The organism is Pseudomonas botevensis (assembly GCF_019145475.1).
Classification (GTDB): Bacteria; Pseudomonadota; Gammaproteobacteria; order Pseudomonadales; family Pseudomonadaceae; genus Aquipseudomonas; species Aquipseudomonas botevensis.
In genome coordinates this window covers 82,950-99,742 of record NZ_JAHTKI010000007.1, presented here as the reverse complement: position 1 = coordinate 99,742, position 16,793 = coordinate 82,950, and the positions used below count along the sequence as shown (strand labels likewise).

The window sequence follows — 16,793 nt, the reverse complement described above, 5'->3', positions numbered from 1 at the left end:
GCGGATCGTTCCCACTTTGCGCGTGGGAACGATCACCGGGTGAGGATCAGCGAGAGGCCAGCGCCTGCTCCATCCGCGCGATGCCTTCTTCAAGCAGCGCACGCGGGCAGCCGAAGTTCAAGCGCACGAACTGCTGGCTGTGGTCGCCGAAGTCCAGACCTGCACTGAGGCCGACACGGGCCTGTTCGAGGAAGAATTTCTGCGGATCGCCCAGGTCCAGCGCCGAGCAATCGAGCCACGCCAGGTACGTGCCCTGGGGCACGTTGATCTGCACGCCCGGCAAGCGGCTGCGTACTGCGTCGACCAGATAATCACGGTTGGCTTGCAGGTATTGTTTGAGTTCCTTGAGCCACGGTCCGGCTTCGCTGTAGGCCACGCGCGTGGCTTCCATGCCCAGCGGGTTGACGCTGTCGACCATGCCGCAACGGGCGTGATTGACCCGCTCGCGCAGGGCGGCGTCCTGGATGATCATGAATGAGGTCTTGAGGCCGGCGATGTTGTAAGCCTTGCTCGCCGACATCAGGGTGATGGTGCGGGCGGCGATTGCCGGGCTCAGGGAGGCGGTCGGAATGTGGACGCGGCCGTCGTAGCACAGTTCGGCGTGGATCTCGTCAGAGATGATCCAGGCGTCCTGCGTCACGCAGATGTCCGCTACGGCTTGCAGCTCTTCACGACCGAAAACCTTGCCGATCGGGTTATGCGGGTTGCTCAGGAGCAGGGCGCCGCCACCGCTCAGGGATTCGCGCAGGGTATCCAGCGGCGTGGCGTAGGTGCCATCGGCCTGCGGGGTGAACTCCAGCTCGATTTTGTTCAGGCCCCAATGGCCCGGCGCGTGGCGCAGTGGCGGGTAGTTCGGCGTTTGCACCACGACGTTCTGCTGCGGCTGCACCAGCGCCTTGAGCGCCATGTTGAAGCCCGACTCGACGCCGGGCAGGAAGATCAACTCCTGTGGCTGTACGCGCCAGGCAAACTTGGCCCACAGGTCGGCGACGATGGCTTCGCGCAGGTTGTTCCGGGCCACGCTGTAACCCACCAGCGGGTGCAGCAAACGTTGTTGCAGTGCTTCGATCACCACCGGTGGCGCGGCGAAATCCATATCAGCGACCCACATCGGCAACACGTCGGCCGCATAGCGGCTCCATTTGGTGCTGCCGGTGTCGTGGCGGTCGAATACCTGATCAAAATCGAAAGTCATGCGCAGTCTCGTGAAAGCGGGGTCGTGGATGGGCGCCATGATAAGCCCGCCCGGTAGGACAAGCACCTGAAATCCTGCGTAGGAACGGGCTGGTTCGCGAATGACCGCTGGTCGCCGACGGTCGGTTTTCACACAGACTGTAAGGTCATTGTCTACAGTGAAGAGGTCGGCACCCGTCGTGCCGCCACCGTGATTGTCCAGAACAGACCCGGCACAAGTACCGGGTTCCACCTGATCAGGAGTGCACGATGGATCTCAGCCGTCGTCAGTTCTTCAAGGTCGCCGGTATCGGCCTTGCAGGCTCTAGCCTGGGCGCGTTGGGCATGGCCCCGACGCTGGCCTTCGCCGAGCAGGTGCGCCACTTCAAGCTCGCCCATACCCATGAAACCCGCAACACCTGTCCGTATTGCTCGGTCGGTTGCGGCTTGATCATGTACAGCCAGGGCGATGCCGCGAAGAACGTTGCGCAAAATATCATCCACATCGAGGGCGACGCCGACCACCCGGTCAATCGCGGCACCCTCTGCCCGAAAGGCGCGGGCCTGCTGGACTTCATCCATAGCCCCGGCCGCTTGCAGTACCCGCAGGTGCGCAAGCCCGGCAGCAATGAGTGGACGCGAGTCAGCTGGGACGAAGCCCTCGACCGGGTCGCCGACCTGATGAAGGCCGACCGCGACGCCAACTTCATCGAGCAGAACGCCCAGGGGCAAACGGTGAATCGCTGGCTGACCACCGGTTTTCTCGCGGCGTCGGCGGCGTCCAACGAAGCGGGTTACATCACCCACAAGGTGGTGCGCAGTCTCGGCATGCTGGGGTTCGATAACCAGGCGCGTGTCTGACACGGCCCGACGGTGGCAAGTCTTGCCCCGACGTACGGCCGTGGAGCCATGACCAACACCTGGACCGATATCGCCAACGCGAATCTGATCCTGGTGATGGGTGGCAACTCCGCAGAAGCGCATCCATGCGGCTTCAAATGGGTGACCGAAGCCAAGGCGCACAACGCCGCGCGGCTGATTGTGGTCGACCCGCGTTTCACCCGTACCGCGTCGGTGGCCGATTACTACGCGCCGATTCGCACCGGCAGCGACATCGCCTTCATGGGCGGGTTGATCAATTACCTGTTGACCGAGGACAAGATCCAGCACGAATACGTGCGCAACTACACCGACGTGTCGTTCATCGTCAAAGCCGGGTTCGGTTTCGAGGATGGCCTGTTCACCGGTTACGACGCGGACAAGCGCAGCTACACCGACAAATCCACCTGGGGCTATGAACTGGGTGAGGACGGCTTTGCCAGGGTCGATCCGACCTTGCAGGACCCGCGCTGCGTCTATCAGTTGATGAAGCAGCATTACAGCCGCTACAGCATCGACCTGGCGAGCCAGATCTGCGGCATGCCGGTCGATGCGATGAAAAAAATCTGGGAGGAAATCGCCACTTGCTCGCAACCGGGCAAGACCATGACCATCCTCTACGCGCTGGGCTGGACCCAGCACTCGATCGGCTCGCAGATCATCCGCAGCGCGGCGATGGTGCAATTGCTGCTGGGCAACGTCGGCATGCCGGGTGGAGGTGTGAACGCCTTGCGCGGGCACTCGAACATTCAGGGCCTGACCGACCTTGGCTTGCTGTCCAACTCGCTGCCGGGCTACCTGACCCTGCCGACCGACGCCGAACAGGACTACAACGCCTTCATCGCCAAACGCACGCAAAAACCGCTGCGGCCGGGGCAACTGTCCTACTGGCAGAACTACAGCAAATTCCACGTCAGCCTGATGAAAGCCTGGTACGGCGCCAACGCCACGGCTGAGAACCAGTGGGCCTACAGCTACCTGCCGAAACTGGACATTCCCAACTACGACATCCTCAAGGTCTTCGACCTGATGGGCCAGGGCAAGGTCAACGGCTACATGTGCCAGGGCTTCAACCCGATTGCCGCGTTGCCGGACAAAAACCGGGTCATGGCCGCGCTGGCGAAGTTGAAGTGGCTGGTGGTGATGGACCCGCTGGCGACCGAAACCTCGCAGTTCTGGGAAAACGTCGGGCCATTCAACGATGTGAAGACCGCCGACATCCAGACTGAAGTGATTCGCCTGCCGACCACCTGCTTCGCCGAAGAGGACGGCTCGCTGGTCAACAGCAGCCGCTGGCTGCAATGGCACTGGAAAGGCGCCGATGGCCCCGGCGAGGCGCGCACCGACGTGCAGATCATGACCGGGCTGTTCCTGCGCTTGCGCGAGCGCTATCAGGCCGAGGGCGGCAAATTCCCCGATCCGCTGCTGAAACTGTCGTGGCCGTACAAGATTCCCGACGAGCCGTCGCCGGAGGAAATCGCCAAGGAGGTCAACGGCTACGCCACCACCGATTTCACCGACGCCACGGGCGCGGCGATCAAGGGCAACTCGCAACTGGCTGCGTTCGCTCAGTTGAAGGATGACGGCAGCACGGCGTCCGGTTGCTGGATCTTCACCGGTAGCTGGACCGAGGCCGGTAATCAGATGGCCCGGCGCGATAACGCCGATCCGTATGGTATGCATCAGCACCAGAACTGGGCCTGGGCGTGGCCGGCCAACCGGCGGATTCTGTACAACCGCGCTTCGTCCGACCTGCAAGGCAAGCCATGGGATCCGAAGAAACGCCTGGTGTGGTGGAACGGCAAGGCCTGGGCCGGCACCGACGTGCCGGACTACAAGGCCGACGTGCCGCCGGAAGCCGGGATGAACCCGTTCATCATGAACCCCGAAGGGGTGGCACGGTTCTTTGCCGTCGACAAGATGAACGAAGGGCCATTCCCGGAACACTACGAGCCGTTCGAAACGCCGATCGGGATCAACCCGCTGCATCCGCAAAACAAGAAAGCCACCAGCAACCCGGCGGCACGGATCTTCGATTCGGTGTGGGACAGCCTCGGCCTCGCCAAGGACTACCCGTACGCCGCCACCAGCTATCGGCTGACCGAGCATTTCCACTTCTGGAGCAAGCACTGCCGGTTGAACGCGATCGTCCAGCCTGAGCAGTTCGTGGAAATCGGCGAAGTGTTGGCCAAAGAGAAGGGCATCGCCGCCGGCGACCGCGTGCGGGTCAGCAGCAAGCGCGGCTTCATCGAGGCCGTCGCGGTGGTGACCAAGCGGATTCGGCCGTTGCAGGTCAACAATCAGGTCGTGCACCAGATCGGCATTCCGCTGCACTGGGGGTTCACCGGCCTGACCCGTCACGGTTACCTGACCAACACCCTGGTGCCGTTCCTCGGCGATGGCAACACTCAGACCCCGGAATCCAAGTCATTCCTGGTCAACGTGGAGAAAATCTGAATGGCCAGCCAAGACATCATTGCCCGCTCGGCCACCACGACGCCGGCACCCTCGGTGCGTAATCAGGAGGCCGTCGCCAAGCTGATCGACACCACCAAATGCATCGGCTGCAAGGCCTGTCAGGTCGCGTGTTCGGAATGGAACGAATTGCGCGACGAGGTCGGCCACAACCACGGCACCTACGACAACCCGCAGGATCTCACCGCAGAGTCGTGGACGCTGATGCGCTTCACCGAGCACGAAACCGACGCCGGCAACCTTGAATGGCTGATCCGCAAGGACGGTTGCATGCACTGCGCCGAGCCGGGTTGCCTGGCGGCGTGTCCGAGCCCCGGCGCGATCATCAAACACGCCAACGGCATCGTCGATTTCGATCAGGATCACTGCATCGGTTGCGGATATTGCATCACTGGCTGCCCGTTCAACATTCCGCGCATCTCGCAGAAGGATCACAAGGCCTACAAATGTACCTTGTGTTCGGATCGGGTCGCGGTAGGGCTGGAACCTGCCTGCGTGAAAACCTGCCCGACCGGGGCCATCGTCTTCGGCAGCAAGGAAGACATGAAGACCCACGCCGCCGAGCGCATCGTCGATCTCAAGAGCCGTGGCTTCGACAACGCCGGCCTGTATGACCCCGAAGGCGTTGGCGGCACCCATGTGATGTACGTGCTGCATCACGCCGATACGCCGAAGATCTACGCCGGACTGCCGGAAAACCCGGCGATCAGTCCGTTGGTAGGATTGTGGAAAGGCATCAGCAAACCGCTGGGCCTGCTGGCGATGGGCGCGGCGGTGCTGGCCGGGTTCTTCCATTACGTGCGCATCGGGCCGAACCGGACCGAAGAAGATGAACACCCGGATGTGCCGGACACCTCGGTGCATCAGGTTGATCCGGCGGTACACACCTTCGATCCTCGCGGGGAGGGCCGGCCATGAGCAACAAGACGATCCTGCGCTATACCGCCAACCAGCGCACCAATCACTGGCTGGTGGCGATTCTGTTCTTCATGGCCGGGTTGTCCGGCCTGGCGCTGTTTCATCCGTCGATTTTCTGGCTGACCCACCTGTTCGGCGGCGGGCCGTGGACGCGGATTTTGCATCCGTTCATGGGCGTGCTGATGTTCGTGTTGTTCCTAGGCCTGGTGTTTCGTTTCTGGCGCTCCAATTTCTTCATCGACAATGACTGGAAATGGCTGCGACGCATCGACCGGGTGCTGGTCAACGACGAGGAAACCGTACCCGCCGTGGGCAAGTACAACGCCGGGCAGAAGCTGCTGTTCTGGACTTTACTGTTGTGCATGCTCGGTTTGCTGTTCACCGGTCTGGTGATCTGGCGGGCGTATTTCAGCGCGTACTTCGGCATCACCACGATTCGCTGGGCGATGTTGCTGCATGCGCTGGCCGGGTTTGTGCTGATCCTGAGCATCATCATCCACATCTACGCCGGGCTGTGGATCAAGGGTTCGGTGGACGCCATGCTGCACGGCTGGGTCAGCCGCGCCTGGGCGAAGAAACACCATGAACTCTGGTATCGCGAAGTGACCCGTGAGCAAGCGCCGGAGCGACCGACCACCAAGAAGGGCTGACGTTTGCCAACCATCCTCGAACCTGGACAAATCGAAGCGGCGGCCGGTTCGCCGCCGTTTCTGCATCTGCCGCCGCCCAATCTGTTTTCTCTGCGTGCCCAACGGCTGGAACAATTGGCCGAAGGACATCCGCTGGCCGATTACCTGCGGCTGATCGCCGGGTTGTGCCAGGTGCAGCAACAGGTGCTGGATGATCCGCCGTTGGCCGATCCCATCGATCTGCAAAGGGTGGAAGTCTGCCAGCAGCACGGTTTGCCGCCATTCGCGGCCGACACGCTGATTCGCGAGGATTCGTGGCAGGCGTACCTCGAAGCGTTTTTGCAGCGTTACATCGCTCCCGAGCAAGGCGCCGTGGCAGAGGCTGCGACCACGTTGCGCGTCGCCAGTCACGGGCAATTGCGCGCCTGGGCCGTGGCGTTGGTCAGCGGCCAGTATTCCCTGGTGCCGGCGGCGCTGGTGCCGTTTCTTGGCGCGGCGCTGCAGACCGCCTGGAGTCATTGGCTGCTCAGCGTGCCCAACCTGCAATTGATACCCGGCAACAGCCTCAGCCAATGCCCGGCCTGCGGTTCGCCGGCCATGGCCGGGGTGATCCGCCATCGCGGCAAGCACAACGGTTTGCGTTATCTGGTGTGCTCGCTGTGTGCCTGCGAATGGCATGTGGTGCGGGTCAAGTGCGTGTACTGCGAACAGAGCAAGGGCCTGGAATACCTGAGCCTCGAAGACGACCGCCACGCCGCCAATCAGGCGCCGTTGCGGGCGGAGGTCTGTCCGGGCTGCAACACCTATCTGAAGCTGCTGTATCTGGAAAATGACGCTGACGGCGAGGCGTTGTCGGCGGATCTCGCCAGCCTGTTGCTCGACATGCGCCTGGCACAGGACGGTTATCAGCGTCTGGCACCGAATCTGTTGCTGGCGCCGGGAGACGAGTGAATGCAGCGTCTACACTCGCCGGACAGTCTTTTGTTTCCGGGAGTGCCCGATGTCTGTGAGTGTCGCCCTGCGCTTGCCATCCCTCGACAGTCTGTTGCGGCACGCCGCGTGCCAGCCGTTGGCCGAGCGCTATGGGCGCGAGGCCTTGCTCGCGTGTCTGCGTCAGTTGCTCGATGACTTGCGTGATGCAGTGGTGGCCGGGCAACTGGCGCCCATCGAAATCAGCCCCGAAGCGCTGGCCGGTCGTGCCGGTGAGCGCCTGGCGTTCCAGCAGCGCAGCCAGGTGCGGCGGGTGTTCAACCTCACTGGCACGGTGCTGCACACCAATCTCGGTCGCGCGTTGTTGCCGGAGGAGGCCATCGATGCGGTGCAAATGGCCGCGCGTTATCCGCTGAACCTGGAGTTCGATCTGGCGAGCGGCAAGCGTGGCGACCGCGACGATCTGATCGAAGGCCTGATCCGCGAGCTGACCGGCGCCGAAGCGGTGACCGTGGTCAACAACAATGCCGCCGCAGTGCTGCTGACTCTCAACAGCCTCGGCGCGCGCAAGGAAGGCATCATTTCCCGGGGCGAGCTGATCGAAATCGGCGGCGCGTTCCGCATCCCCGACATCATGGCCCGCGCCGGCGTGCGCCTGCATGAAGTCGGCACCACCAATCGCACCCATGCCCGCGATTACGAGGCGGCGATCAGCCCGCGCAGCGGTCTGATCATGCGCGTGCATGCGAGCAACTACAGCATCGAAGGGTTTACCGCCCGCGTACCGACTGCCGAACTGGCCGATCTGGCGCACCGCCATGGTCTGCCGCTGCTCGAAGACCTGGGCAGCGGCAGTCTGCTGGACCTGACGCGCTGGGGCTTGCCGGCGGAGCCGACAGTGCGGCAGGCGTTGCTCGATGGCGCCGATATCGTCACTTTCAGCGGCGACAAATTGCTGGGCGGGCCGCAGGCCGGGTTGATTGTCGGGCGCAAAGAACTGATCACGAAGATCAAGAAGAATCCGCTGAAACGCGCGTTGCGCGTGGACAAGTTGACCCTCGCCGCGCTTGAGGCGGTGCTGGGCTTGTACCGCGATCCGGATCGTCTGGCCGAGCGTCTGCCGAGCCTGCGCCTGCTGACGCGGCCGCAGGCGGACATTCTCGCGCAAGCTCGGCGCTTGCAACCGGTGCTGGCGCAGACCGTGGGCGAACCCTGGAGTGTCAGCGCGGTAGACGCATTGGGCATGATCGGCAGCGGCAGCCAACCGGTGGCGCGCCTGCCGAGTGCGGCGCTGTGCTTGCGACCACAGGTCCCCAAGCGCCTACGTGGGCGTTGCCTGCTCAATCTGGAAGCGGCGCTGCGGGCCTTGCCGATTCCGGTGCTCGGGCGCATCGACAATGACGCCTTGTGGCTGGATCTGCGCCAACTCGATGACGAGCCAGCGTGGCTGGCCCAGCTCGAGCAATTGCAGGTGCCCGGATGATCGTCGGCACCGCCGGGCACATCGACCACGGCAAGACGTCGCTGCTCCAGGCGCTCACCGGGCAAACCGGCGACCGCCGCCCGCAGGAGCGCGAACGGGGCATGACCATCGACCTCGGTTACCTTTACGCCGAACTGGCGCCGGGGGCGGGACTGAGCGGATTTATCGACGTGCCCGGTCACGAGAAATTCACCCATAACATGCTGGCCGGTGCCCAAGGCATCGATCTGGTGTTGCTGGTGGTGGCGGCGGATGACGGAGTGATGCCGCAGACCCGCGAGCATCTGGCGATTGTCGAGTTGCTGGGTATCCCACGGGCGCTGGTGGCGATTACCAAGGTGGATCGGGTCGACAAGGGCAGGGTGCGCGAGGTTCGCCAGCAGATTGAAGCGTTACTGGCGCCAGGACCGTTTGCCGGGGCGCCGATGATTGCGGTGTCGAGCGTGGCAGGCGAGGGGATCGACACCTTGCGTGAGGCCTTGCTGGAGGCGCAGGGCGAGGTGCGCGAGCGCAGTCAGGCGGGCGGCTTTCGCCTGGCGATCGACCGGGCGTTCAGTGTCGCAGGCGCCGGGATTGTGGTGACTGGCACCGCGCTGTCGGGCGCGGTCGCGGTGGGCGACAAACTGACGCTTGGCCCGGCGGGCAAAGCCGTGCGGGTGCGCGGTCTGCATGCGCAGAACCAGCCTGCCGGGCACGCGGTTGCCGGGCAACGGGTCGCCCTGAATATCAGCGCTGAGCGGCTGGAACTGGGGCAAATCCATCGCGGCCAATGGTTACTGGCCGATTGGTTGTTCGCCCCGACGCAGCGACTGGATATCGAATTTCATCTGTTGCCCGGCGAGCGGACGTTCGAGCATTTCCATCCGGTGCATGTGCATCTGGGCACCCAGGATGTGATCGCGCGGGTGGTGCTGCTGGAAGGCCCGCGCCTGAGTCCGGGCGAGCGTATGTTTGCGCAATTGCTGACCAACACCCCGGTGCATGCGGTGAAGGGTGATCGGTTGATCCTTCGTGACCAGAGCGCCCAGCGCACCCTTGGCGGCGGACGTGTCCTTGATCCGTTTGCGCCGGCCCGTCAGAGGCGTAGCCCTGAGCGGCTGGTGCAGTTGAAGGCGCTGGTGAATGGCAACAGCCTTGAAACGCTGTTGCCGGCCTTGCTCGACCAGAGTTTGAGCGGCCTCGACCCGCAACGGCTGGAGCGTCAGTTCAACCGTCCGCGTGACGGCTGGAACTTGCCGGAAAACGTCCGGCTGATCGACACCCGCCAAGGCCCGATTCTGTTCAACGCCCAGCGCTGGGGGACATTGAAGTTCACCTTGCTTGAGCATCTGGCACGATTCCACGAGCAGGAACCGGATCAGATGGGGCCGGATCGTGATCGTCTGCGCCGGTTCAGCGGTTTGCCTCTGGAACGCGCGACGTTCGTCAGTCTGCTCGAAGAATTGCGCGCCGCCGGCTCGATCAGCACCAGTGGCGCCTGGCTGCATCTGCCGGATCATCAGGTGCGGCTCAGTGTCGAGGACGCAGTGTTGTGGGAGCAGGTGCAGCCGCTGTTCGACGCGGCAGGGTTCGATCCGCCGTGGGTTCGCGATGTGGCGAAGGTCGTGGGGCGAGAGGATGCCGACGTGCGTTTGTTGCTGCGCAAGCGGGCACGGTTGGGATTGATGCATCAAGTGGTGCGGGATTTGTTCGTCAGCGACGTTGCTTTGCGGCAGATGGCGGCGGTGCTGTTACGTCTGGCGCAAGAAAATCCGCAGATTCAGGTCACGGCGTTTCGGGATGCGCTAGGCTTGGGGCGCAAGCGCTGCATTCAGTTTCTCGAATATTTTGATCGCCTCGGGCTGACCCGGCGTGTCGGGGATCGGCGACAGATTCGGTTTGATAATGCGTTGGCGAACGCTGGCGCATCTTGAGTTCAAGGAAGGCAATCGCGCCCGGTGGCGCGGCCGGGCTTCAAACCCGGTTGGGGACGGCATCCGTTCCTGGGCAGGTTCGACTCCGGCTGCCTTCCGCCAGTTTCCACAAACAAGTGACGGGCACACGCGTTGAGCGGATGACCCATCTGGCTGCTCGTTCCATAAATGTTGTTTTGATAGGATCGCTGAAAAATTCGAGTCAGGGATGCGTTTAAGCAATGAGTGTCACGAAATTAACTCAATCTCCTACAGAAGCAGAACTGGAAGCAAAAATACGCGCGACTATCAAACGCGTGTTTTTTAATCTGCCTGAGGGCTCCATTCAGCATCAAATCAGATTCAAGTTCAACTTCGGGCACAAAACGATTGAGATTGACGGGGCTCAACCGACTTCGGCGCAATCTATCGCCGATGTCGTATTGTTTTCGGGGGACATACCTCTTGCTGTTCTCGAGTTAAAACGCCCCGGTGTCGATCTTCGTGAAGAAGATGGCATTCAAGGCATGTCGTACGCGCGTGCGATGCATCCTTCGGCTCCGCTTGTAGTGGTCACGAATGGAGAAGATTGCAGGTTTCTTGAGACCCGAACAGGACAGCCATGGGACGCCGTAGAAGTAAATGAGAATTTGCTAAAAAAACTGATGGAAAGTGCGATGAAGGCGGCAAGCTCGGATATGGAGTTTGCGGTAAATACATTGATGGGGACAAATCCGGATGTATGGATGCAGGCTATCCGGCAGACCACGGAGTCAACACTTCAAGAGTTGACAGGTGAACTTGATGAGCTGACTCAGCCATTTGCTGTTGATTTTCTAATTAGGCGCGAAGCAACTTCTGAGGTTATTGAAAAGTTGGACGAAGGCCATAACCTTATCTTTGTAGCGGGCAGTTCTCTTGCTGGAAAAAGCAGTGTTTTGCGTGACTTGTGCATCCGAGAAGAAAATAGTGGAAAGAGGGCTGTTCTGTATGTAAACAATGATGGCGATTGTAGTGTTATTCAAGCTATCGTTGATACGCTCGAAGATTCTCTTAACTGGCCTTTGCAACAGGCTGAGGCACGTTCATGGCTCAAGCGATTATCTAGGTCGGATGGGCCGGAATTGATCTTGGCTATTGATGGTTTGAGTAGTGACTCAAAAGAAATTCAAAAAGAAATCAAGGAGCTCTCAAGCAAGGCGTTTGGCCCTCGGTTGAAGTTGGTGATTGCGCTGGATAATTCCGTTGCCGCCAGACTGTCCATGGATAAAGGTCGAAACGCTACGACGATCGGGCGAAGAGTACAGACGGTGGAACTCTCGCCACTCAGTGATGTTGAGTTTGAGAATGTCAAAAGCCTATTAAAACGGCATCGTCTGCAGTTTGTTCAGGGCGGGCAGTTTAGTAACGAGTACAGGCAGCCCTGGATAATTCGATCCGTGTCTGCGGCTGCGTTGAGTGGTATGTCAGCCGCTGCTTCAGAATCCACGGTGTTCATCGCCCCGATACCCAACGTTAACCTTATAAAGTATGCCCGTGAGCGGTTCGCCGATGAAGAGCTTTGTGAGCTTTTCAAATCGCTCGCAACTGCGAGTGTCAAGGAGTCTCAGGACGATACGCGCCATGCGACACTGAAAGACGAGTTTAATCTGACTCCTGTCATCCGAAAAAAAACCATACTCCAGCATCTGGATGAGTCGAGCGTGGAGTATCTTGTTGAATATGGCTATCTCAATAAAATTCGGCACTATGTGACAGATGAGTTTGTTTATTACGTACGGCAGCCCGCCTTGCTGGCAAGCGAAATTTCGAAGCATGTTAAAATTAATATATTGGACTTTAAGTATTCTGAGGATTCGCTCAGATCTTGGCTGGTCGGGGCAGTTGAGCATATTTTTCTCGGGGGAATAATAGTTGCTCAGGCATTGTGGGATGATGGTTTCGAAAAGCGTGTTTTAATACGGAGAGTTATTTCCTGGTTTATGGCTGTAAAACCGATGTCTCACGAACCAAAGATGGGGAAAGAGTTTACGTTGTTTCACGAGAATGGCCTTCCGATCAGATTGCGCATGATGGAAAAAGATGTATTCGAATTATTGGTGAAAGGCCAGCCGCCAAAAATTGTTCGAGGGAAATACACATTAAGCAATATGGTTGGCGACTTTGCGCCGTGGGAGGTTTTGTCTTATTTGGTGGAGCTTGAAGTACGGGCGGGGCAAAAAGATGCATTGTTGAGTATCGAGGAGGTTCTACTTGAAATTGGTATGGCTCCAACGGCATTTCTCATAGGCAGCAAAAATTCAAAAGCTATAAAGATTCATGAGTTTGCGAGCGGCGACCAAGTTGTTCATTATCAGTCGGGTATCGTTGAGCAAGTCACTCAGTCTTTGTGGGTGTTTTTAGAACTTGATCTGATGCGCTCTCGCGTGTTTATCGATGCTGTCGTAGCTAAAGGTTCAGTCCCTCTGCTATGTCGGGTACATATTGCATTGCTTGAACTTGCCAAATCCTCAAGGCAGGAGCTGTCCATGTGGGCAAAAAACATGCTTGAAACGCTGGTTCTACCTGTCCTGGAAATGAACGCCCCGGATCTTTTTTTACAACCTGCGTTGGCAGAAGAGTCCATATGTGCTCAGCCTAGGTAACCGGTATCGATTTTCCTGCGACATCTCTCTTCGTGAAATCGCCACTGGGTGGCGATTTTTTCTAAGTGCCGTAATTTGCTTCAAATTTTCGGGCTGACTTTTAGCTGCGGTTGTGGCTTTGGCGCTTTCGTGTCCAGTGACACACCATATTTGGCTTGCAGTGTGCCCATTTGTTGTAGCAACGCTAGAACATCCTTGGCGATCGACAACTGCGATGCGCCATAGCCTGTCATCGTTGCATTCCAGGCTCCACTCGCCAGTGAGGGCTCCATCGCAGTGCTGGCGGGTTGAATCAGCCCCAGGAATGTTCTCAAACGGATCTGTTGATGGTTATCCCAGCCCTTGCCGGCGCCACTTCCATCGGGATGAAAGTGATCGATGAGCCGATCCGCTGCCATTTCCCCGGCGCGACTCAACGCCTGAATGCTGCTGTCGGGCATGTTCAGGTTCAGGCCGCCTTCAGAGGGGCGCACGCTGATCTGCAGGATCCGGTCGCGAAAACCGGGATAAGTGAACATGATTTCGTCGCGCCAACTCTGCATGGTGTTGAGCATGCTTGTAAAAAAGCCCAGTAGTCCACCGAGCGGCATCTGGTCATCGGGTTCGAACCAGAATCGCTGAAGCCCGCCCGTGTTGTTCATCGGCAGGTAGATACGCCCCCCGCTGTTGTCGGCAATTTCGGGCGTCTGGATGGGGTAGTCAGGGTGCTCGGATTTCAGGTTGATGGCGAAAGTCGGGTGTTCAGGTAAAGGTGTGTCGAACATATGCAGCGGCATGTTGCTGCCAATGCCCCCATCGGAAAACCAGACACGATTGGCAATAACCGGCTGCTGTTCACGCTTGCTTGTCTGACTCGCCTCTCGGCTCCAGTCAATCGCGTACAGAGGGATAGCCGACAACAATAAAGGGAAACTCAGGCTCATGCGCACCGCGACTATGACGGGCAGGTCGGCCGAACGGGCAAGCTGACGGAGGACTTTTCCGCTGCTCGAATGCACTGGCAATCCCGTGATCGGGTAGCTGTTGGCATTCAAGTAGGCCATTACGCTATCGGGGAACAATGCCGCCCATTCCTGTGGATCGTAATAAAACGGTGGCAGTTTCTCCCGGAATGGGATGCCATAGACCATTTGCTGGCTGATGGCGGTGGTGGTCACTTCGAGATTGATGAGCCGGGGTTTCAGCGGATCACTGTGCCCCCATAGATCGCCGAATGTGAGCGGACGACCGTTGGACGGAAGGTTCGCCAGAGTATTCAGATAGCGTGCCAGCCAGTCGGTCAGACCCTGTGATTGTTCGGGCGCATCAGGAGCCGTTCTGCCGCTGCAAAACCCATAGTTATTGCCATGCAAGGCCTTGAGCATCCCGCTGGCAAACAGTGCCAGGATCAATAGCAGCAACAGCGTCAGGAAGATCAGCGCGAACACGCTGATGCCAAGTGCGCAACCGAACAGGTGCCATGTCAGGCTTTGCCCGGTGGACAGCTTCAACACAACGGTCATCAAAATCGGCAGCACGAATGTCCATATCGCGACAGCTCCGATCCGTTTCTTGACCAGTCCGGTTATTCCAAATGCCATGAAACCGGCTGCCATCAGCATCAATCCCAGAGAAATCAACGCGGCAGCACCGGAACTCGTGCCAGGTGCGAGGGAGGCAACAAAAGGTTGAAACAGCAGGCTGCCCAAGAGCAGGCCAATGCACAATGTCCCTGCGAAGAGTCCCGCGATTCCCTCCAATATCGATAACAACGCGTCGCCGGCCTGCAAGTTCAACCCGCGAGTCAGCACGTTGTAGTAGCGGCGCGTGTTTACACCCGGCTGGAACAGATTGAACAACATGGATGACTCGTTTGGTTCATCTTTGTGCGCAAGCAGTTCGGGCAAGTTATTCAGGTCGTCGAAGGCCGCAGGATTGCCATTGAGATGGCCATATTGCGCGGCCGCGCAGGCAGCCGCCGCAATGGCACCCGCCGAGGTGCCTCCAATGTTTTTGAATTGATATTTCGTTGCCAGGCGCGCAATCAGTTTGGGATAAATGACTCCGCTGGTAATCCCGCCCTTCATGACAAGGTCACAGAACTTTTTCATCACGCGCTCCTGTGCGGGCTGAACAAAAAGGCGTTGTTTTTTCTGTTTAGCCTGCCGGCATCGAGCGCGAGCAGATTGCGCCGCAAGGCATTTCTAACTCTGCGTCAGCGATGTGGTGCATTTGCGGCCCTGGCACGGCGCCTTGGCAACTGCGGGTGAGGCGTCCCAGCCAATCAATACACCGCCTCGAAAGGCGCCAGGCGAGTGTTCGCAGGTAGCCAGAACATCTCCTCCTGGCGCTGTTTCCCCTGGCTTGAGCAGATCCCAGTATTGATGGTCCCAGTCTGCGCCGTTATGCAAAGACACCCCCTTCACCGTTGGATGCCGAACATTGGTTTGGCCGTGTCTATTATCGTGGCCGAATGAATACGCCAACCGCTTGTAGGTGATATCCGATGGTGGTTTCGGAACGGGGGTGGCGGGATCGAGATCCGCTCCGTGATGAGGTACGACCATGGCCACCGGGGGCAGAGGGACGAGGTGTGTGACGAAGTGAACATAGTCACAATCGCCAGTGAGCAGCCAGCTTCTGGCGGTAGTGTGATTTGGCTCTTCCACAACGAGGACGATGCCGGAGCAATTGCGATCCGGCCCATCGCCCAAGGTAAATCTTGCTTGCCTTGCGTTGTTCAACGCAGTGCTACCGATGTTTTTGTCGGCGTAGGTGAAAAACTTTCCGCCGTTTTTGAGAACATCGTGGGCAAAAGCGATATGCACGGGGCCGACATTTTGCAAAGGCGCGATCCATTTGCGCGACAACGCGGGGTACGCTCCTTTGATCATGGATGCATAGGCACCGGCCCAGTGATCGGCGTCCCAGTGGGACAGCAGGATTGTTGGTTTTTCGGTAAAGCAAAACACCAACGATTTGGGGGTTGTGCGGCGATTCCGGTACACCCCGGCTCCCAAGTCGTAATAGAGCGTCGGCACGCCGGGCGCACCATATTTTTTCGTGGATAACAGGGCATTGGCGTTGCCCTGTCCGACGTCATAGACAGCCAACAAGTCAGAGTCCAGTCCCGACAGCTCACTTTCCAGCTGAGCGGTGGACAGCGAGGGCAAGTGGGCAAGGGAAAAAATAGAAGAAAGAGCCTCGCCCTTTTTGCCTGTCGGCATCGTGCCTTTCACATACACCGTGACCGGGTCAGCGAAGAGTCCCGGGTAAAGACGGGCGGGCTCCGTGTCTGGACCTTGAACAGGGGAAATATCCAGTACAAACCATTTGCTTTCCAGCTCACCAACATTGCTACGCAAGGTGAATGTCGGTTGAGTGGTTTGGAAGGGAGGTTGGCCAAAAAAACCGCGAGTGGCAGGTATTTCCAGTTCGAGCCGGTATACCGGCATCGACTCAAAAGGATTGTGGGTGCTCTGTAGCCCTTGCTGATTCCAGATTTTCCATGCGTTATCGGAGATGGAAGGGGCGTCGCTGAACAACGGATCTGTTTTACCTTGAGTATCGAGCCAGTTCTTTTCGACCAGATCAAAGGCAAGTAACAGGGTCTTTGCCCTCGCGCCCACTTCCAGGTGATCGAAGCGGGCATAGGCACCTATTGGCACGCTCCCCCGAGGGTATTCTTCGCGTTGGAAGTGCGCATTCATCTTTCAGACTCCTGGCAGATGACTGAAATGCCGAATCGTAAAATAGCGACCATGGCAATAATGAGTGCTGAAAGCGTAGA

General features: G+C 59.0%; 10 protein-coding genes and 1 tRNA gene. 8 read left to right on the top strand and 3 right to left on the bottom strand.

Translation table 11 applies throughout. The annotated features are described in order from the left end of the window. Nucleotides 1–46: 46 nt before the first annotated feature. The gene (locus KVQ74_RS11515) at nt 47–1,195 is read right to left on the bottom strand and encodes a MalY/PatB family protein (RefSeq protein WP_217831194.1); all 1,149 of its coding nucleotides are present in this window, start codon (nt 1,193–1,195) and stop codon (nt 47–49) included. Nucleotides 1,196–1,443: 248 nt separating this feature from the next. Between KVQ74_RS11515 and fdnG the strand changes: the two genes are divergently transcribed. The 8 genes from fdnG to KVQ74_RS11475 all read left to right on the top strand — a co-directional run bounded on the left by fdnG (nt 1,444) and on the right by KVQ74_RS11475 (nt 13,024). Next, a complete protein-coding gene (fdnG, locus tag KVQ74_RS11510; protein WP_217831193.1) occupies nt 1,444–4,509 on the top strand; it encodes a formate dehydrogenase-N subunit alpha in 3,066 nt (1,021 codons plus the stop codon). Further along, nucleotides 4,510–5,445 carry a formate dehydrogenase subunit beta gene (gene fdxH, locus KVQ74_RS11505; protein ID WP_217831192.1) on the top strand — a complete coding sequence of 312 codons (936 nt, stop codon included), beginning with the start codon at nt 4,510–4,512 and terminating at the stop codon, nt 5,443–5,445. Next, nucleotides 5,442–6,095 (top strand): formate dehydrogenase subunit gamma, encoded by a 654-nt coding sequence (locus KVQ74_RS11500; protein WP_217831191.1) that lies wholly within the window; start codon nt 5,442–5,444, stop codon nt 6,093–6,095. Before fdxH ends, KVQ74_RS11500 begins: the two co-directional genes overlap by 4 nt. 3 nt (nt 6,096–6,098) lie before the next feature. Further along, nucleotides 6,099–7,025 (top strand): formate dehydrogenase accessory protein FdhE, encoded by a 927-nt coding sequence (gene fdhE / locus KVQ74_RS11495; RefSeq protein ID WP_217831190.1) that lies wholly within the window; start codon nt 6,099–6,101, stop codon nt 7,023–7,025. A gap of 49 nt (nt 7,026–7,074) precedes the next feature. Next, nucleotides 7,075–8,487 carry an L-seryl-tRNA(Sec) selenium transferase gene (selA, locus tag KVQ74_RS11490; RefSeq protein WP_217831189.1) on the top strand — a complete coding sequence of 471 codons (1,413 nt, stop codon included), beginning with the start codon at nt 7,075–7,077 and terminating at the stop codon, nt 8,485–8,487. Next, complete coding sequence (gene selB / locus KVQ74_RS11485) at nt 8,484–10,400, top strand: selenocysteine-specific translation elongation factor (RefSeq protein ID WP_217831188.1); 1,917 nt, start codon at nt 8,484–8,486, stop codon at nt 10,398–10,400. The genes selA and selB overlap by 4 nt, the downstream gene beginning before the upstream one ends. 6 nt (nt 10,401–10,406) lie before the next feature. Beyond that, nucleotides 10,407–10,502: transfer RNA gene (locus KVQ74_RS11480), tRNA-Sec, on the top strand. A gap of 119 nt (nt 10,503–10,621) precedes the next feature. Beyond that, nucleotides 10,622–13,024, top strand: coding sequence for a type I restriction endonuclease (locus KVQ74_RS11475; protein WP_217831187.1), 2,403 nt, complete (start codon nt 10,622–10,624; stop codon nt 13,022–13,024). 80 nt (nt 13,025–13,104) lie between these two features. On the opposite strand, the gene KVQ74_RS29755 is transcribed toward KVQ74_RS11475, so the two are convergent. Together KVQ74_RS29755 and KVQ74_RS11465 are read right to left on the bottom strand one after the other, a co-directional pair. Next, a complete protein-coding gene (locus KVQ74_RS29755; RefSeq protein ID WP_217831186.1) occupies nt 13,105–15,114 on the bottom strand; it encodes a patatin-like phospholipase family protein in 2,010 nt (669 codons plus the stop codon). Between the two features lie 93 nt (nt 15,115–15,207). Continuing rightward, complete coding sequence (locus tag KVQ74_RS11465) at nt 15,208–16,713, bottom strand: ComEC/Rec2 family competence protein (protein ID WP_217831185.1); 1,506 nt, start codon at nt 16,711–16,713, stop codon at nt 15,208–15,210. Nucleotides 16,714–16,793: the final 80 nt, after the last annotated feature.